15 protein-coding genes are annotated in these 17,945 nt (G+C 61.4%); 5 read left to right on the top strand and 10 right to left on the bottom strand.

Going from position 1 to position 17,945, the window contains the following annotated elements; translation table 11 throughout:
• Positions 1-88: 88 nt before the first annotated feature.
• From PW792_02690 to PW792_02670, 5 genes are all read right to left on the bottom strand, one after another.
• Positions 89-562 (bottom strand): DUF1641 domain-containing protein, encoded by a 474-nt coding sequence (locus PW792_02690; GenBank protein MDE1160835.1) that lies wholly within the window; start codon positions 560-562, stop codon positions 89-91.
• A gap of 9 nt (positions 563-571) precedes the next feature.
• A complete protein-coding gene (gene fdhF / locus PW792_02685) occupies positions 572-3,619 on the bottom strand; it encodes a formate dehydrogenase subunit alpha (protein ID MDE1160834.1) in 3,048 nt (1,015 codons plus the stop codon).
• Positions 3,620-3,762: 143 nt separating this feature from the next.
• Positions 3,763-5,073 carry an NAD(P)/FAD-dependent oxidoreductase gene (locus tag PW792_02680; GenBank protein MDE1160833.1) on the bottom strand — a complete coding sequence of 437 codons (1,311 nt, stop codon included), beginning with the start codon at positions 5,071-5,073 and terminating at the stop codon, positions 3,763-3,765.
• Positions 5,070-6,416 (bottom strand): pectate lyase, encoded by a 1,347-nt coding sequence (pelA, locus tag PW792_02675; GenBank protein ID MDE1160832.1) that lies wholly within the window; start codon positions 6,414-6,416, stop codon positions 5,070-5,072. The genes PW792_02680 and pelA overlap by 4 nt, the downstream gene beginning before the upstream one ends.
• Positions 6,413-7,804, bottom strand: a complete 1,392-nt coding sequence (locus PW792_02670) for a CCA tRNA nucleotidyltransferase (GenBank protein MDE1160831.1) — start codon at positions 7,802-7,804, stop codon at positions 6,413-6,415. The genes pelA and PW792_02670 overlap by 4 nt, the downstream gene beginning before the upstream one ends.
• Positions 7,805-7,845: 41 nt before the next feature.
• Between PW792_02670 and PW792_02665 the strand changes: the two genes are divergently transcribed.
• Positions 7,846-9,018, top strand: a complete 1,173-nt coding sequence (locus tag PW792_02665) for a tRNA (adenosine(37)-N6)-threonylcarbamoyltransferase complex transferase subunit TsaD (GenBank protein ID MDE1160830.1) — start codon at positions 7,846-7,848, stop codon at positions 9,016-9,018.
• A gap of 173 nt (positions 9,019-9,191) precedes the next feature.
• Positions 9,192-10,685: a cysteine--tRNA ligase gene (gene cysS / locus PW792_02660; GenBank protein ID MDE1160829.1), complete on the top strand. Its 1,494-nt coding sequence runs from the start codon at positions 9,192-9,194 to the stop codon at positions 10,683-10,685.
• A 67-nt stretch (positions 10,686-10,752) separates the two neighbouring features.
• Here cysS and PW792_02655 read toward each other — a convergent pair whose 3' ends face one another.
• On the bottom strand, positions 10,753-11,355 hold the full coding sequence (locus PW792_02655; GenBank protein ID MDE1160828.1) for a cupin domain-containing protein: 603 nt from the start codon (positions 11,353-11,355) through the stop codon (positions 10,753-10,755).
• 55 nt (positions 11,356-11,410) lie between these two features.
• Between PW792_02655 and PW792_02650 the strand changes: the two genes are divergently transcribed.
• Positions 11,411-12,685 carry a hypothetical protein gene (locus tag PW792_02650; GenBank protein MDE1160827.1) on the top strand — a complete coding sequence of 425 codons (1,275 nt, stop codon included), beginning with the start codon at positions 11,411-11,413 and terminating at the stop codon, positions 12,683-12,685.
• Positions 12,686-12,734: 49 nt separating this feature from the next.
• Here PW792_02650 and PW792_02645 read toward each other — a convergent pair whose 3' ends face one another.
• The 4 genes from PW792_02645 to PW792_02630 form a co-directional block, all read right to left on the bottom strand.
• Positions 12,735-15,425 (bottom strand): TonB-dependent receptor, encoded by a 2,691-nt coding sequence (locus tag PW792_02645; protein MDE1160826.1) that lies wholly within the window; start codon positions 15,423-15,425, stop codon positions 12,735-12,737.
• Positions 15,426-15,583: 158 nt separating this feature from the next.
• Positions 15,584-15,955: a hypothetical protein gene (locus PW792_02640; protein MDE1160825.1), complete on the bottom strand. Its 372-nt coding sequence runs from the start codon at positions 15,953-15,955 to the stop codon at positions 15,584-15,586.
• A 130-nt stretch (positions 15,956-16,085) separates the two neighbouring features.
• A complete protein-coding gene (locus PW792_02635) occupies positions 16,086-16,370 on the bottom strand; it encodes a hypothetical protein (protein MDE1160824.1) in 285 nt (94 codons plus the stop codon).
• Positions 16,371-16,533: 163 nt separating this feature from the next.
• The gene (locus tag PW792_02630) at positions 16,534-16,884 is read right to left on the bottom strand and encodes a hypothetical protein (GenBank protein MDE1160823.1); all 351 of its coding nucleotides are present in this window, start codon (positions 16,882-16,884) and stop codon (positions 16,534-16,536) included.
• Between the two features lie 80 nt (positions 16,885-16,964).
• Here PW792_02630 and PW792_02625 point away from each other — a divergent pair, with 80 nt between their 5' ends.
• Together PW792_02625 and PW792_02620 are read left to right on the top strand one after the other, a co-directional pair.
• Positions 16,965-17,150 carry a hypothetical protein gene (locus PW792_02625; protein MDE1160822.1) on the top strand — a complete coding sequence of 62 codons (186 nt, stop codon included), beginning with the start codon at positions 16,965-16,967 and terminating at the stop codon, positions 17,148-17,150.
• A gap of 4 nt (positions 17,151-17,154) precedes the next feature.
• Positions 17,155-17,913: an SIMPL domain-containing protein gene (locus PW792_02620; GenBank protein MDE1160821.1), complete on the top strand. Its 759-nt coding sequence runs from the start codon at positions 17,155-17,157 to the stop codon at positions 17,911-17,913.
• The last annotated feature ends 32 nt before the right edge of the window (positions 17,914-17,945 follow it).

Genomic DNA, 17,945 nt, shown 5'->3' with positions numbered 1-17,945 from the left:
GGGGCGGGCTTGGTAGCCTCAACGGACTGCGTTTCGGTCGACATAGAGCAACCTCTATTCTACCGCGCAGCGCCCAAACCGTCGCCCTTTAGTGTCCCGTTGGCTCTCCGGCCGTGGCCCGCCCAAGCGATACCAGCAGGCGCACGCCAAAGCTCATCCCACGCCGGGCGTCCTTGCTGATCGCGCGCTTGAAGAGCTGCCAGAGGCTTGGCGGCTCCTTCTCTGCCGTGGCCTCGGCCGAAGACTGCGCGAGTCCATCGGTGATGCGCTGCAGCAGATCGGGGTCAATCGACCCGGCGATCTTCGCCAGCGCAATCGCATTGCGGATCGCACTCACGCCCTCGGTTGTGTTCATGCCCTTCGCCACCTCCGTGGCAATGGCATCCTTACCGCCGATCAGGCCGTTTGCCAGCCCAAGCACGCCCTGGTCATGCGCTGTCTGCAGCGTGCGGAAGAGTTCCAGCAACGCCTCCGCATGTTCGCGCGGAGCAGCCTCAAGCTGCTTCATCAGCTCCGTCTTCGGATCAATCGGAGCAGGAGTGAATGCAAGTTTTACCGCCATGATCTTCTCCTAAGCCGACTTTGTCGTTTCAATCTGCACGAGTTTCGAGTGCGAGGTCGTACCCGGCACGGTGTAACTGGCCTGCTCTCGCCTTACCTCGACCTGCACGCCGGATGTTGGCGTCCGCGTGCCCCAGCGGAAGTTGCGGCGCGGCAACGGTGACTCGCCCTGCTCAGGCAGGACCGTCATCTTCACCGAAAGCTCCTTGTACGCTGGCGTATGTGTCGTGCGATCGACGTGGGAACTCGTCAGCCTGTTCACCGGCGCGACGACTGAAATCATCGGCATGTACATCTGCTTGCCCTGCACACGATGCGTCACCAAAATGCGTGCGCGAATCTGCCCGTAGGGGCTTTCGAGCTCGACAAAACGGCCGCTGCTAAGCCCACGCTCCTCAGCCAGCTCCGGAGAAACCTCAATCCAGGTGTCCGGCGTGATCGCCGAGATTCCCGGCGACTGATACGTCATGTTGCCCTGCTGAAAGTGCTCCAACGCTCGCCCGTTGTTCAGGTGCAGGTTGTACTCCTCGGTCATCTGCTCGGAAGGCCCCACATACTCCAGCGGCCAGAACGTGGCCTTGCCGTTCTCCAGCGCAAACGGCTTGTCCCCTTCGTAGAGAATCGGCGTGTCCGTACCGTCAGCCGCCACCGGCCACTGCAGCGTGTTGTAGCCCTCGAGCCGCTCGTAGGAAACACCGGCAAAGTGCGGCGTCAGCTTCGCCGCTTCGGCCATAATCTGCGACGGATGCGTGTACTCCCACCCACCTGCGCCGCCCATGCCCTGCGCGATCAGTTGCAGAATCTCCCAGTCAGGCTTGGAGTCGCCCAGCGGCTCAAACGCCTTGTAGAGACGCTGAATACGACGCTCAGTATTGACGAACGTTCCATCCTTCTCCAGCGACGGCGAAGCCGGCAAAACGAGATCGGCATACTGACACGTCTCCGAGAAGAAGATGTCCTGCACCACCATAAAGTCGAGCTTGCCGAACGCCTCTTCCACCTCGTTCGCGTTTGAGTCCGAGGTGATGGTGTCCTCGCCCTTGATGTACATCGCCTTCAACTTGCCTTCGAAGATCGCATGAATCATCTGGCGATTGTCGAGGCCGACAGTCGTTGGCAACGACACGCCCCACTCCGCTTCAAACTTGCCACGAATCTCCGCGTTATCGACCTTCTGATAACCCGAGAACACATCCGGCATCGAGCCAAAGTCGCTCGCGCCCTGCACGTTATTGTGCCCACGCAGAGGGTACCCACCTGCGCCAGGCTTCTTTACATTGCCCGTCGCCAGCAGCAGGTTGCAGATTGCCGTCGAGGTGTCCGAACCGCCGCAGTGCTGCGTCACGCCCATCGCCCACAGCACGCAGACACCGTTCTTTGCCGCCACAATCTCTTCGGCCATCTGCTTCAGCGTTGCTACGGGTACACCCGTCACCTGCTCGGCGTACTCCAGCGTGTATGGCTCAAGCGACTGCTTGTACTCCGGCCACTTCTCCACCCACTTGTCGATGAACGCCTGGTTATGGCGACCCGTGTCGATGATGTACTTCGTCACCGCCTGCAGCCAGACCTCGTCCGTCGAAGGGTTTGGCGAAACGAACAGGTCCGCTCGCTCAGCCATCTCATGCTTGCGAATGTCGACAACCATCAGCCGCTGCCCGCGATGCTTATGCGAACGCTTCACGCGCGTCGCCAGCACCGGATGGCTCTCGCTCGTGTTCGAACCCACCACGATCACCAGATCCGCAATCTCGATATCGGCGATCGATCCTGTATCGCCGCCAATGCCCATCGTGCGCGATAGCCCCTTCGACGCAGGCGTCTGGCAGTAGCGCGAGCAGTTATCGACGTTGTTGGTCCCGATCACTGCACGCGCGAGCTTCATCATCAGATAGCTCTCTTCGTTCGTGCACTTCGAGCTCGCGATAAAGCCCAGCGAATCCGGCCCATGCTCGGCCTTGATCGCCCCAAACCTCTCTGCCGCCAACGCGATCGCTTCGTCCCACTCAATCTCGACAAACGTGTGGCCTACGCGCTTCAGCGGCTTATGCAAACGCTCCTTCGAGTTCACAAAGTCCCAGCTGAACTTGCCTTTCACGCACGTCGAAATACCGTTCGCCGGGCCATGCATCGGCTCAATCTTCAGGATCTCGCGATCACGCGTCCAGACATCGAACGAGCAGCCTACACCGCAGTACGTACACACTGTCTTCGTACGTTTCACGCGTTGTGGACGCAACTGCGACTCCACCTCGCTCAGCGCAAGAATCGGCGGATACCCGGTCGAAGGTTCCACACCCTTCACCGACGCGATCATCTCGTTCAGCGCGCCTTCGGGAAGATCGGTCAGATACCCCGCGCGACCCAGCATGTTTTTTTCCATCAGCGCATTGCATGGGCATACGGTGACGCAGTGTCCGCAGCTGACGCAGCTTGAGCCATCGATCTTCTCGCCGCCATCCCACAGCACGCGCGGCTTCGAACGCGTCCAGTCAATCGTCAGCGTCTCGTTCACCTGCACGTTCTGACAAGCCTCCACGCAACGCCCGCACAAAATGCACTGGCCCGGATCGTAGCGGTAGAAGGGGTTCGACATGTCCTTCTCATACGGCTTCGGCGTAAACGGCACCGTCTGGTGCTTTACATGCAACTCCGAGGTCGTGTTGTGGACCGTGCAGTTGCCGTTGTTGTTGTCGCAGACCGTGCAGTAAAGATCGTGGTTCACCAGGATACGATCAAACGCTTCACGCTGCGCCATATCCGCTCGGTCGCTCGCGGTCAGCACCTTGGCGGCCGCAGCAACAGGCGTCTCGCACGCGCGAACCAGTTCGCCGTTCAACTCCACCATGCACGTATCGCAGGAACCGATTGCACCCATCGGCTTCAGATAGCAGACCTGCGGAATCGACGTCGCTTCGCGCATCGCTGCCGCACGATTGATCGCCTCAATCAGCGGCTCGCCTACCTGCGCGGCCACGCTCATTCCATCGATGTTGAGGGTCGTATCCGGGGCAAACACCCGGGGCGTATTCATGAGCGGCTTGCTGTGCTTTGCCATACCTGATCCTTTGGATGCAGTGACGAGCCAAACAAACGCCTGCGCAAACTCACCGCTCTTCGCGCAGGTGAAGGGAACCTTCTGCTAACCAACACAGCTCCCTGCTCTGGACAGTAGCACAGCCGCGCTGCGTTCCGCAGGAACTATGCTTCGCCCAGCATCTGCGCCGCGGCCCGCAACCCCGTCCGCAACGCCGCATGGACCGTCCCCCAATGCCCGGTCACATCCGTATGCTCGCCGGCAAAGAACAGCGTCTCCGCCACCGGCTCACACATCCGTCCAGGCGCATCGATAGCCCCCGCCGGAACGTAGCTATACGCTCCGCAGGCATATTGATCCGCCGTCCAGTCGTGCATCGTGGCAGAGATCAGCTCTCCGCGCACCACGCTCGCCTCCACCGCAAACACCTCCGCAAGCTGCGCACAGGCCTCGTCCGCAAGCTCTTCCACGCTGTGCCCGAGCAGCGCCGCAGAGCGCGGCCCGCCGACCCATCCCGTGATCGTCGGATGCGCCTGCGGCTCAGGATGCGGTGTCCACCAAACGTTCGGCGGGCCGTCGTCGGTGAACAGAAAGCTAAGCTGCTCCAGCAACTCCCGAGAAGCTGCCTGCGAGGTTTGCCACCACGCCGACCGGAAGGACAGCACCACTCGCGCCACACTGCCCATGCAAAGCTGCCGTGCCTGCGCAATCGCCTCCGGCTCCGGGGCCATACGCATTCCGGAAACATCGTTCACTCGCTGCAACACGCCGAGAGGCAGCGCCACGATGCAACGCGGTGCCGTCAGCAAGCCGCAGCGGTTCGTTTCGACCTCGACATGCCCGGCACGCCAGCGAAGTGCCAGGGCTTCGCAGGTCAAACGAACGTCTACTCCCAGCACGGCACAACGCTTCGCCAGATACTCCGGCAACTGTACGTAGCCGCCTCGAACATGCCACGCCCGCTCCCCTTCGCTCGCCTCTTCCGCCTTCTGCTGAATCCCCAGCGAGACCACGCCAATCTTCTCCGCGTCCGCTGCGTTGAAGCCTTCGACGTAGCTCGTCAGCACCGGCTTCTGCCACTCCGGCAAATTACTCGCAGCCACCCATTCGGCAAACGAAACATCCTCGCCCTTCCACTCTTCCAGCGCCGCCAGCGGAGCGAAGAACTCCTCGTCATGGTCATCCTCTTCACGCAGCGAGCCGCCCTCAGCCTGGCGCAACATCACGCCACCACGCTCGGTCGTCTCCACACCCGCTTCTTCGATCAACGCCCACAGTTCAGGCGCGCGGCCGTGGATAAACTCTGCCCCCAGCTCGATCACATCGCCTTCTACCTGCTGCGACAGAATGCGCCCACCCACGCGCTCTCGGGCTTCCAGCACCAACACACGCAGGTTGCGCTCAGCCAGCGCACGCGCAGCAGCAAGCCCCGCCATGCCTGCTCCAAGCACGATCGCATCCGCATCAAAACTCATCGTTTCCCCTCAGCTACCTGCTTGTCACCCACACGCTTGCCCCACGCGGGATATGCCGCAATCACTGCCTGCGGCCCATCTCCGTACCATCCGTAGCCGTTGCGCCGCTCGGCAGAGATATCAGCCAGCGAAGAGTACAACCCCTTATTGCGATCGCTGAAGAGGGGCTTGCCTGTCGTCAGCGACACATAGCGCGGCCACACAACACTGCCTGCTCGCGACACCAACTGCCGCCCGCCCGGCGTATGCCTTCCGCCTACGAACGCATCGCCCACGATACGGTTGGCCTCAAACCAAGCCATCGCCGCATCCACCGAGACGACCTCTTCCGGCGAAGGCTTCGGCACGTCCATTAGCAGGCGCACCACACTCGCAGACTCGCCCGCGCTCAACGCCGCAGGTTCAAAGTTGCGCGCACTCACCGGCTCCAGCGTCAGCGGATCATACTGCTGCGCCCACACCGTCAACACACGTGGCGACCCAGCCTTTACCTGCAACGCAACCAGACACTGCAATGCGCGCTGCTCCGCTGCCGCTGCCTCGCGCCGAAGCGTTGCTGGCACAAATTCGTACTGCTCAAGAGCCTCGCCCTTCGCGCGAACGGACCCTGCAGCGACATCACGTAGAAGCTCCGCGGCCTCCATCGTCGCATCGTCGTTCAGCGTCACCGCATCGTGGTACCCACCCTCCAGCGGCCACACCTGCGGCCATCCGCCGTTGGGATACTGCGCGTGCAGCAGATACTCCACACCGCGGTCCAAGCTGTGCTGAAACACTGCGCTCTCTGCCGCTGGCAAAGCTGCACACAGCCGTGCCAGAAACCGTATTTCGGTCCACGTCGCATCGTTGTCCAGTGTGCCCACGTAATGCCACTGCGGGTCGTGCGGAGCATCGAAATCATCCGGAGCCTCTGGCACCGGGGCCAGGTTCGAAGGCGCATAGCTTTGCCCACGCAAACGCGCTTCACCCATCTTCAAATTCTTCGACCATCCACCTGCAGGCGTCTGAAAGCTGACGATGATCTCACCCAGATACTTCGCCTCAGCCGTGCGATAAAACGTCCGCGGCCTGTCCATTGGAATCGACCGCGCCGAGGATCCTTCCGTCGGCAGCGCAGGCACGGCGGCCAACCCCACGCGCTCGGCTGCAAGCGCGGCCTTGTCCGCTGCCATCTGTTTCTCACTGCGCGCAAGGTACGCCAGCCACGCAGACTTATCGTGCACCGCCGCAGTCTTCACCCGCCCTGCCGTCAGCGACGGCGCAGGCTCGCTCGTTCCGATACGTTCTGCAAACGCCGCTGTAGACAGCAACGCAAAGACCAACAGGGTTCGACAACGAATCACGCAGTTTCTCCGGAGCTGAAATGCTCGCGAACCCACTCTATCGCTTCCTCACGCGTCGAGAAACGCCCTTCCAGTTGCGCATCTTCCGCCGCGACCAGAATCCTGCTGAACTGCGGCCCGGGCTTCATACCCATCGCGATCAACTCTGCTCCGCCGATCAGCAGAGTAGGCCGCAACTCCTTTTCTTCGCTCTGCTCAAAGTGCTGCTTCGCATACTCATACGCTCCCATCGCACCGTGCGAGCTCGTCGCATCGGCATAGTGCAGCGCAAGGTGTTCGTCAAAGTGCGGCAGTCGCAGAAAGCGCTTCAGCGTCGAAGCCTTCATCTTCTCCACATCACCGAACTGCATGTGGTGCTTCACCAGCGCGAGAATCTGCTCCTTCTCCTCGTTCGACATGCGCAGCCGATTGCAGATCTCGCGAGCAATCTCCACGCCGCGTTCGGCATGGCCGTTGAAGCGGATGCGGTCTCCTGGCTTTGCAGGGTCCGGCGGGGTAAAGGTCACGGGCTTGCCGACATCATGCAGCAGCATCCCCCACGCCAGCGTCGCGCTCGCATGGGCAGGCAGATGCTCCAGCAGCATCAGCGTATGCACCCACACATCGCCTTCGGGATGAAACTGCGGCGGCTGCGCCACGCCATGCATCGCGGCAACCTCTGGCAACACATGCTGCAACAGCAACGACTCATCCAGCAGCTCAAGCCCGCGCCGCGCCTGGCCCTGCGTCAGAATCCGCGTCAGCTCCGTGCAGATGCGCTCCTTCGACACGATCTCGATGTTTGCGGCTTCCGCCTGCATCGCCGCAAACGTTCGCGGCTCAATCGCAAACGCAAACCGCGCGGCAAAGCGCACAGCACGCAGCAAACGGAGCTTGTCTTCTTCAAACCGCTGCACCGGATCGCCAATCGCACGCACGACACCGGCACGCAGATCAGCGATTCCCTTGCAGTAATCCAGCACGCAAGCCTCTACCGGCTCCCCCGCTTCAAACCGCATCACGTCCAGCAGCAGGCCATTGATGGTGAAGTCACGCCGCGCCACATCCTCTTCCGCAGTCATCGAGTAGCGCACCTCGCTCGGCCTCCGGCCATCGGAGTAGCCGACGTCATGCCGAAACGTCGCAACCTCCGTCTGCACGCGCTCTCCGTCTACGTCGTCGTACACCTGCACCACGCCAAAGTGGGCTCCTACCGTCGCGGTCCGCGCAAACAGCGGCTGCACCTGCTCCGGTCGCGCGCTTGTGGCAACGTCAAAGTCCTTGGACGGCACGCCCAGCAGCAGATCGCGCACGCAGCCGCCCGCCAGCACGGCCTGAAAGCCTTCGCGCTGCAGCCGCTGCACCACCGCAAGCGCGGCACGGTATCCGGAATCGTTCAAACGAGCCATCGTTTCTACTCTGATGCCTTCAAACGCTACGATAGATCACGGTGGCTGAAAGCAAACTCATTCTCGGCATTGAAAGCTCCTGCGACGAGACCTCGGCGTCGATCGTCCGCGCAGGAACCGAAGTGCTCTCCAACGTCGTCGCTTCGCAGCTAGTGCATGTGAACTACGGCGGCGTCGTCCCCGAACTGGCGAGCCGCGAGCACCTGCGCGCCATCGTCCCTGTCGTGCGCGAAGCCATGCATCTTGCAGGCGTCACCTACGCCGACCTTGACGCCATCGCCGTCACCGAAGGCCCCGGCCTCGCCGGTGCGCTGCTCGTCGGCATCACCTTTGCCAAGTCCCTCGCCTTCGCAACGCAACGCCCGCTCATCGCGGTGAACCACCTCGAAGGCCACATCCACGCCGTGCTGATGGAGGCAGGCGCGAGCTTCACCGAAGCCTCGCCGCTGCTCGCACTCGTCGTCTCCGGCGGCCACACGCACCTCTATCTCGCGGAAAACATCGACGGTCTCTGGCGGTATCGCAACGTCGGCCGCACCGTCGACGACGCCGCAGGCGAGGCCTTCGACAAGGTCGCCAAGCTGCTCGGCCTGCCCTACCCCGGCGGCCCCTGGATGGATGCCCTCGCCAAACTTGGTACGCCGGACCGCACGCTCTTCCCCTTCGCGCAGATCAAGCAGAAGGCCAGCGGCAAGACCGCTCCCAAACTCGCAGGCGTAGACGATGACGTGCGCTTCGACTTCAGCTTTTCCGGCATCAAAACCGCCGTTCGCCGCTACACCGAACTCCACCACATGGGCTCGCGCATCGCCGAACGCGAACAGAGCCTGCGCCAGCGCGGCCTGCTGACGCAGAAACCCTCCGACCCCGAAGCGTTCGCCGCCGTCCGTGCCGAGTTCGACCAGCCCACGCTGAACCTCATCGCCAGCTTCCAGCACGCGGTCGTCAAGAACCTGCTGCGCAAGTCGTTCTCAGCCGCCGAGCACTTCGGCGCGCGCTCCATCGTGGTCTCCGGCGGCGTCTCCGCCAACAGCGCCCTGCGCGCCGAGATGTCCGCAGAAGCCGCAAAGCGCAAGCTTCCTATCGCGTTCCCACAGATCGCCCTCTCCACCGACAACGCCGCGATGATCGCCGCCGCCGCATGGCCCAAGCTCCTCTGCTCCCAGTTCACCCCCGACACGCTCGAACCAACACCGCAACTGCGGCTGGGGTAGAGCTTGTACCTTGTTCCGTCACCAGACGACCACCGCAAACACTTGGCGTCCGCAGAGGCATTCAAAAATCCCGATATGGCGGCCAGCGGTAGGTCGATACGCCGCGAACCGCTAGAATAAGACACGATCCGCGCGTATGCCGCGCCCCAAGTCCAAGCGAAAGATCTGTGACCTTGCCCGTTCAACTTTTTAATACTCTCTCCGGCAAAATCGAGCCGCTCTTCGCCACCGACGGTCAGACCTTCCGCTTCTATTGCTGCGGACCCACCGTCTACGACTACGGCCACATCGGCAACTTCCGCACCTTCCTCCACGTCGACGTGCTGCGCCGCGTTGCGCGGCTGAGCGGACTCACGTTGCGCCACGTCATGAACGTCACCGACGTGGACGACAAGATCATCCGCAACGCCACCGCCGCAGGCAAGCCCATCGCGGAGTACTCTGCGAAGTTCGAACAGGCGTTCTTTGAAGACATGGACGCTCTCGGCGTCGAGCGCCCCGAAGCCATCGCACGCGCGACCGAGCACATCGACGATATGGTCGCGCTCATCGAACGGCTTGCCAGCGAAGACATCGCCTACAAAGGCCCGGATGGCTCCTGGTACTTCCGCATCGCAAAGTTCCCCGAGTACGGCAAGCTCTCCAAGAAGGACTTCGAAGGCATCGAAGACGGCGCTCGCGTCGACGTCGATGAGTACGACAAGGACGCAGCCCGCGACTTCGCTCTCTGGAAGGCCGCCAAGCCCGGCGAAACCTCCTGGAGCACGCCGCTCGGCGACGGCCGCCCCGGCTGGCACATTGAGTGCTCGGCAATGGCGATGAAGTACCTCGGCGACTCCTTCGACCTCCACGCAGGCGGCGAAGATCTCATGTTCCCGCACCACGAGAACGAGATCGCCCAAAGCGAGTGCGCCTCACACCAGCCCTTCGCACGCCACTGGTTCCACGTCCGCTTCCTGCTCGTCGAAGGCAAGAAGATGTCGAAGAGCGAAGGCAACTTCTACACGCTCCGCGACCTGCTGCTGAAGGGCCATCGCGCCTCCGCGATCCGCTTCCTTCTCCTCTCGGTGCCGTACCGCCACCAGCTCAACTTCACCTTCGACGGCCTCACCGAATCGACCAACGCCATCGAGCGCCTGCGCAACTTCTACCAGCGCGTGCTCACCGGTACCTGGCAGGACGTTCCCGCAGCCGACACCGCAATCGCCGACGCGATCCGCAAGGGCGAAGAGAACTACACCGCAGCGCTGAACAACGACCTGAACACCGCCGAAGCGCGCGCCGCGATCTTCGACGTGCTGCGCATCGTCAACGCTGCAGCCGACGCCAGCAAGCTGACCCGCGCCGACGCCGACGCCACGCTCGCGCTGCTGGCGAAGTTCGATGCCATCTTCGCCGTGCTGGAAGACCACGACGCCGAGCTCACCAAAGCAGCCCTGGCATGGGCCGAAAGCGAGGGCCGCCTCGAAGAAGCGTCCCCCGAAGTGCTCGCACAGTTCGGTGCGGGTTCCTTCACCGACGCTGATATCGACGCCCTCGTCGCCGAACGCACGCTGGCCAAGCGTCAGCGCAACTTCGCCCGCGCCGACGCCATCCGCAACGAACTGCTCGAAAAGGGCATCGTGCTTGAGGACGGCAAAGACGGCGTGCGCTGGAAGCGCAAGTAAGCTCTCCAAACGCCAGCAGAAAGGCCGCAAAGCAATCGCTCTGCGGCCTTTCTGCTGCTCGTATCTTCTATGGCTGCCAGTTCGGTCCGATCAGCTCTCGCAGCAGCTCCGGCGTCGCCCACGGAGCCTTGCCCGTATAGCGTCGCACCCAATCCGGCCCGGCGCCCACGCGCACCCGATCGCTGCGCCACTCCGGCGCCTGCGTGCTCACCATCAGCGCATAATCCACGCCCGGAGCAAGCCTTTCTGCCTGCCAGCAACCAGCCGGCACAGGCACCACGGCATCTTCGCCCGCAGTAAAGTTGCGGCTCATGCGGTCCTGCTCCATGTGCCCGCTCGGGCACAGGATGAAGACCTCCACCGGCCCGCCTTCGACCAAGATGTGCGTCTCCTCAGACTCCAGCCGATGCAGGTAGTGCGCAGGGTACAAGCGGGTCAGCATCGCGTAGTTACGGCTCTCCACCGCCATCGCTTTGCCCTCGATCACCGCCTCCGGCAGTGTCCGCCCAATCACGCCGCGCAGCCCGCCTTCACGAGCCAGCGGATGAAGGTCCAGCGCCTGAATAATCTGTTCCGTACGAGTCAGCGGCGAGACAGCAGGCTTCACATCCTGCGCCAGCGTTCCGGTACTCAGCAATAAGGCCGCGCCAACGGCGGTGAATCTTCGCAAGATCAACACAGCAAAAGCCTAGCAGGTCGCGGTGCTACTATGCTCAAACACTCTCATGATGCTTCTGTTCAGCGCCCTTGCACTCCTGCTTTCCCCCTTGCCTGCGCCGCAGCAAACCAGCCCTGCTGCGCCTCCGGCGATCCAGACCCCGGCAATCCAGGCTCCAGCAGAAAAGCACGACGACAAGCTGGACGAGGTGACCGAACCAACCTTCGGTCCCAGCCACGTCGTGCTCCCTGAAGCCGACCTCAGCTTCGACCTGCCCGACGGCATTCGCTCGCGCACCGACCTGCTCGCCAGGATCAACAGCAACAGCAAGAGCAAATCCGCCGCAGGCAAGCCCTGTGTCCAACTGCAGCTCTACGCCTTCGACGCCATCTCCGTTCGCCGCATCTTCCTCTATCGCTACAACGGCGAGTGCTTCGAGCAGCATCCCCTCACACAGGATCGTGTTCGCTCCACCAGCGGCATGTTGCTCAAAAACATGCTGCACGGCAACGGCAAAGAGACCATGGCCTCGCCGATGGACTACACCCTCGGCACACGCACCGCGGGCATCACCACGGGCAACGTCTACTCGCAGGCCAACCACGGCATCCTCTTCGGCGAAGCCATGTGCCTGCCCACAAACCTCGACCTCACCTGCATGGTCTTCATATCGTCCAGCGCCAGCAAGGTCCGTCGGCTCGCAGCCCTTCCCCTCACCTTCGGCAAAGACGCCCCCACCGCAGCCATCCCCGAAGACGTCAGCCGCTTCAACCTGTTGCCCTCCATCACCTTCCACGACGACAAGCGGCACATCGAGTACACCTACCCCGGCACCTTCGCCAAAGCGCAGCCACGCGTTGAAGCCATCCTGCAAACCAACACCGATATCGCAGAGGAGAAAGACAAGCAAGCGCTCCACTGCATGCACTCGCTACTTGGCGCCGACGACCTGGAAGATGACTCCCACTCCAACCTCTTTGTCTTCGCCATCGACCTTCAGTGCAGCCACCTGGAACCCACAACCGCGACCCTGCACGGACTCATCGAAGGCATCGGCAAAGGCTACAAAAAACGCGGCGGCAAAACAAGGAAACCCATCGCGTACAAAATCGGTGCGCGTGACGCATTTCTCCTCCAGGGCCAGCTTCGCAAAGGCGACTTCCGCGGCCATGAGATGGAACTCGCCACCGTCTGCACCGTCGTTGCCAGCGACGCCGTCTGCTGGCAGTTCACCTCCAACTCGCCAGAGATCATCCGCGCCCTCGAACAATCCCCCGTCAGCTTCGACCGCGGGCTTGGGATTCCCCTCGTCGCCCCCGACCTCATAGCGGCCCCCCAATAAACAAAGCCCGCCATCACTGGCGGGCTTTGTTGTTGGTGTTCTCTCAGCGTTAGAAGCGGAGTGACAACTCACCCGTCACCGTTCGCGGTGTCACGTAGTGCGTGCCCGAGAACGTTGAGAGGAAGTTGTACAGCGCATACTTGTTCGTGACATTGATCGCAGTAACGTGCCCTGCAATCTTGTAGCGCGCGCCCTTGCCGAAGTGAGCGATATCGTCATCGCCCAGCGCCATGTCAAAGAGGTTGCGCGACTGCACACGCGAAGGATTGTGGTCCGCATCCTCCGTGTTGATCGCCGGCAGCTTCAGCAGCGACGACTTCAACTCAGCCACCGGGCACTGCGCCAGACCGTTCGTCATGATGCCTTGTGTCGGTGTAGCCGCAACACCATTGCACGACAGCCCAGCCTGGAACTGCTGATCAGCCGAAAGCCCGCTCAGATCAATGCCCGGCTGGCCATTGATCGTAATCGCCGTCGACGGATCGCAGTCCGTGTTCACGCCGTTGGGGTTGTAGCAAGGTGTTGCGCCAGCCACCAGACCCGAATCGTACTTCCAGTTCATGGAGTACCAAAGGCTCTTGCGGAACGGCATGTTGTATTGGATATTCGTCGTCTGGTTGAACTTCTCATCATGGTCGATGCGGAACGGAGCAAAGCCATTGGAGATGCCCACGTTCGTGCTCACCGGCGTTGCACCCACGCCACCGATCTGCGGGTTGAAGAAGCGCGCAGCCACGCTCGAAGCGTTGAAGCGAACACTGATACCCTTCACATCCGTGAGAGTTGCCGAAAGAGCAACGCCCGGGATCTTCGAGTTGTGCCATTCGATCGGGAACGTAATCGGCGTCGCACCCAGCACACTGAAGTCATACGCGTTGTGCGTGTACTTCCAGATGTACTCGGCGTTCATCACAAAGTGCCTGCCGATAGCCTGCTGCAGACCTGCGTGGAACTCGTTGCGGAAGCCAGGGTTGAACGGTGTCACGCTCTGAGAGTTGCAACCGCTGATCGTCTGGAAGATGCCGTAGATCACCGGATCGGCGCAGCCCTTCGACGACAACACAAGGTTCTCGTTGAACGGTGTCTCCTGCGTACGCGCATAGCTTGCACGCAGCACCGTGCCGGACTTCTTGAACGTGTACGACAAGCCCGCGCGCGGCTCAGGCATACGCTGAATCGTCAGGCCGTTGTACACATCGCCACGAATGCCGAAGTTGAACTGCCAGTCGCGCAGCGTGATCGCGTCCTGAGCATAGGCCGCGAACTGCTTTACGACCGTGTGGCCGTTCCAGTTGTAAAACCCTCCACCACGCGTAAGGTCATAGCCCGCAAGGTCGGGGTTATACGTCGAGCTCGTCGGATCATTCAACGTCGGATCAACGATGCCGAGGTTGTCGTGCTCATCCAGCAAGGTCTGTGTATACGACACGCCGATCTTCGCATTGTGAACACCGTGCACATAGGAGACATCGCCATGCGTCCCCCAGTTCAGCAACGAGCGAGCCTGATTTACGGCCTCCTGCTGCTGGTCCTCGGCATAATCCGCCAACGGGTTCTTGCTGCCGTAGTAGTTGTACGAGTCACGACGGACATACACACCCAGGTTGAACACGCTATCGTTGTTGATCACATGCGTCCACGTCGGCGAGAAGTTGATCGTGCCGATCTTGGACTTCTGATCCGTGTCGCCTACGTTGTTACCATTCGCATCCAGCACATTCAGATTTGCAAACGAGTTCGGCGTCTGGAACCACGAGCGCGTGTACTGGAAGTTGATGTGGATAGAGTCGTTGTTATTGAACTGGTAGTCGTAGCGATCGAAGACGTTCGCTTCGTTGCCCTTGTCGTGCATCACGGCAAACTCTGGCGCATCCAGGAAGCGTCCGGTCTGCTGACCGTCCACCGCAAAGAACTCGCCCCACTTCTTGCCGCCGTAAGACACATCGAACGCCGCACTGCTGGAACCGAACGAACCATAGCCCAGCGTTGCACTACCGGTTGGCGTGGTAACACCCTGTCCCGAGCGCGTCGTTGCCTTCACAACCAGCGATGTCTTATCGCCGTACTCTGCGGGAGGCGCACCACCAATCACTTCCAGCGACTGAATCGCCGCTGCCGGAACCTGGTTCGAGAACACCTTGCTCTGCTGGTCCGTAATCGGCTGTCCATCAATCGAAAACGAGTTCTCAGCATGGTCGCCAAGCCCGTGCATCAGGCCGTTTGAATCCGCAGCCACACCCGGCGACGCCTGCGTCACAATCGCGCTCAAACCAGACGTCGCGCTTTCAATCGGCATACGCTCCAGCATCGAGCGATCGATGTCCGTGTGGAAGTGAGGATCGTTCTCCACCAGATCCACCGGTGCGTCCACCGTTACGGTCGTCGTGTCCGATGCCACCAGCAGCGTTACCTTCAACGACTTCGGCACGGCCGAGTTGATCTGCACCTCTTCGCGGCCAGCAGAAAAGCCCGCTTCCTTCGCCAACACGATGTAGGAGTTGAACGGGATGTTCGTCAGCAGGAACGAGCCCGAAGCATCCGAGGTCGTCTTGCGGGAGTAGCCGGTAACAGTGTTTTGCAACGTAACGGTCGCGCCGGGAACAACTGCGCCGCTCGGGTCCACAACCGTTCCGTTCAGGCTGCCGGAGTTGCCCTGCGCCTGGACGCCAACGATGGCGATGAAGAAAAGAAACATTGCGGAGACGATACGAAAGATCGTCTTCTGCGAAGGAAGATGCATGGAAAGCCTCACTATGTACGGGCAAAAAGAGAAAACGCGAGCAGCATTCATGGCGTCGGCAAACGACCGCGCAGGAACTGCGTGAAGCAAAGGGTGCACCACCACGTCGTTGCAAAACGCAACGGCTTGATGTCTATATAGAACCCTTCGTTGAAGCGTTAGCTTGCCTGCACAGGTGGAGGCCGACTCCACCACGCAGAATGCCACAGCGTCGCGCGGCGAATCGTCGCCTGCTCCACCAGCAGCGTCGGTGCCAGCAACTCCACCACCATGTACTGGATAGCGCGAGTCGGCATCGTCATGTGCATACCCACGCACAACGGGCAGCGCTCTTCGCCGCCAAGCATCTGCGACGAAAGCGCCGGAGCATGAAGCTCCGCCTTGGCGTGTGGCAACAGATCGCCGTGGATATGTACAGCCTGCACCGTACCAATGACAGCGATCATCACCAGCGCAAACATCGTCAGGCACCGTAGCCACATGGGCTGCGGCGTCCGAAGTTCGCCCTGCTGAAAGAGATATCGCTGCATAGAAATAAAAAGCTCGTTCCAGACACAGACGTTCCGTGGCTGGAGAAAGTCGCAATTTCTGTAAAACAAAAGCCCGCCGGAGTGAGGGCGAGCTTTTCTTGAAGCTTCAGAGGCAAACGCCTCCTGCGGCTTAGTAGCTGAAGAACTCCGGAAGGCCGCGGCGCATTTTGATGCCCGAGATCAGGCACGTCGCCGACGCAATCCCTACGATGCAGTTCCAATAAAACATCGGGTGAACCCAGCCCGGCGAGTACGTCAGATCCTGTCCGCTCCACAGCGTCAGGAAGATGGTAACCAGTGCGAACTGGAAGCCCATCACCAGCAGAAGCTGTCCGCGACGGCGGCGACGATCAAGCTGCGCCACTTCTGCGGGGACCAGGTTGCGCTCTTCGGCGGGAATGTTCAGATTGGCCATCGGTCTGCAAATGCTCCTGTGCGTTCGAATGAGGCACGCGCTCGGCGCAGCCTCGACCTCTCCATTACACCACACTCACCGGCCCGGACCGAAACGCTGTTTACTCTTCCCTAACACTTCAACCAGCACTTCATCCGGATGTTTACTATCGTGGTTCCCCCGCTCAGCCCCCGGCGTTCCGTCGGCCGAACGCGGCCTTCAGCCTCGCCGCACGGTCTTCCACGGTCCCCGTCGCAGCCTCCTGCATGTAGGCCACGGACTGTATCCCTTCGATTTCAAAGCGCTTACGACAGCGCACATTCTTGCAGCCGATCACGTCATCACGCCGCACCATGTAGCTTTGCGCCTTCCGAAACTTCGCCATCGTCTCGGAATCTGCCCCCTGCGGTGGCTGCTGGCGCTTGCGCCGAACCAGCCACGTCACCTGGTACTCCTCCTGCTGCAGGCAGTGCGGACAGGTCAGCACATGGTTCTTGGGCATCAGCTTTTCGTCAAAAAATCCGCGTTCATCCATGCGAGCAGGCCCTCTTCTCTTCGTCGAACCCAGAATACGCCTGTCGCCTCAACACAATTCGCGATACCCTCAAGCACGCTATGGCGAAACGCAAACGTCCCGCACAATTTACCGCGGTCAAAGCTGTAAAGGCCAACGCCCGCGAACGACTCGGCACCCCGCCCTCCGAACGCGTGCTTCCCAACACCCGCGACAAAGAGTCTCAGCAACCGAAGCACAAGCAAACGCTCGCCAACATTCTTGAAAAAGCGAGCCGGGAGGACTAACCCCATGAAGCTCACGCAGACACTCCGCGCCACACTCGCCACCATCGCACTCTCAGTCGCCGTCGCGCTTCCGCTCGCCGCGCAACAGCCGGAGTTCAAGCTCGACCGCACCACACGCTCCATCGCCATCAACTCCACGGCGAAAGTCATGCAGATGGCCGACGTCGCCACCGTCCACATCGGCTTCATCGCCTACGGCCCGGACAAGGACGCCGCCTACGCCAGCGCCTCGCGCACCTCAAACGCCATCATCGACGCGCTGAAGAAGGCCGGTGTCGCTTCCGCAGACATCGAAAGCGCGAACCAGCAGGTAGCCGAAACACAGCCCTACCAACTGGAAAAACTCTCTCCCACCGAGAAGCTCGCCCGCGCCTGGCAGGTCACCCAAAGCTGGACCGTGCGCGCCAAAGCCGACGATGGGGCCCGCGTGCTCGATCTCGCTACCAAGGCAGGGGCCAACGAAGGTGGCAGCATCGACTGGAGCCTCCGCGACCCAAACGCGGCGCAGGCCGCAGCCGCCACAAAGGCCTTGCAGCAAGCGCACTCGCAAGCCGAAGCGATGGCGACCGGCCTCAACGTAAAACTCGGCGTGCTGCTCTATGCCAACAACTCTGTCGACGCCGAGCCCGTTCGTCCGATGCCCAAGGTCATGAACCTCGCAATGGCCAGTCGCTCCTTCGCCGCAGCCCCCGCTCCACTCGCGATCAACCCGCGTCAGATCGAAACCTCAGCCACGGTCTACGCTGTCTTCGAAATCAACTAACCCTCGACCGAGAAATGGAGCGGGGCGCAGCA

Source organism: Acidobacteriaceae bacterium, assembly GCA_028283655.1.
In the GTDB taxonomy this organism is placed as follows: domain Bacteria; phylum Acidobacteriota; class Terriglobia; order Terriglobales; family Acidobacteriaceae; genus Granulicella.
The sequence above is the reverse complement of the archived record's forward strand: the minus strand, read 5'-3'. Positions and strand labels throughout refer to the sequence as shown.

What these genes read in the sequence shown, in the direction of transcription:
- PW792_02690 (MDE1160835.1), bottom strand. Translation starts at nt 562, where the DNA reads ATGGCGGTAAAACTTGCATTCACTCCTGCTCCGATTGATCCGAAGACG.
- fdhF (MDE1160834.1), bottom strand. Translation starts at nt 3,619, where the DNA reads ATGGCAAAGCACAGCAAGCCGCTCATGAATACGCCCCGGGTGTTTGCC.
- PW792_02680 (MDE1160833.1), bottom strand. Translation starts at nt 5,073, where the DNA reads ATGAGTTTTGATGCGGATGCGATCGTGCTTGGAGCAGGCATGGCGGGG.
- PW792_02670 (MDE1160831.1), bottom strand. Translation starts at nt 7,804, where the DNA reads ATGGCTCGTTTGAACGATTCCGGATACCGTGCCGCGCTTGCGGTGGTG.
- PW792_02650 (MDE1160827.1), top strand. Translation starts at nt 11,411, where the DNA reads ATGATGCTTCTGTTCAGCGCCCTTGCACTCCTGCTTTCCCCCTTGCCT.
- PW792_02645 (MDE1160826.1), bottom strand. Translation starts at nt 15,425, where the DNA reads ATGCATCTTCCTTCGCAGAAGACGATCTTTCGTATCGTCTCCGCAATG.
- PW792_02640 (MDE1160825.1), bottom strand. Translation starts at nt 15,955, where the DNA reads ATGCAGCGATATCTCTTTCAGCAGGGCGAACTTCGGACGCCGCAGCCC.
- PW792_02635 (MDE1160824.1), bottom strand. Translation starts at nt 16,370, where the DNA reads ATGGCCAATCTGAACATTCCCGCCGAAGAGCGCAACCTGGTCCCCGCA.
- PW792_02630 (MDE1160823.1), bottom strand. Translation starts at nt 16,884, where the DNA reads ATGGATGAACGCGGATTTTTTGACGAAAAGCTGATGCCCAAGAACCAT.
- PW792_02625 (MDE1160822.1), top strand. Translation starts at nt 16,965, where the DNA reads ATGGCGAAACGCAAACGTCCCGCACAATTTACCGCGGTCAAAGCTGTA.
- PW792_02620 (MDE1160821.1), top strand. Translation starts at nt 17,155, where the DNA reads ATGAAGCTCACGCAGACACTCCGCGCCACACTCGCCACCATCGCACTC.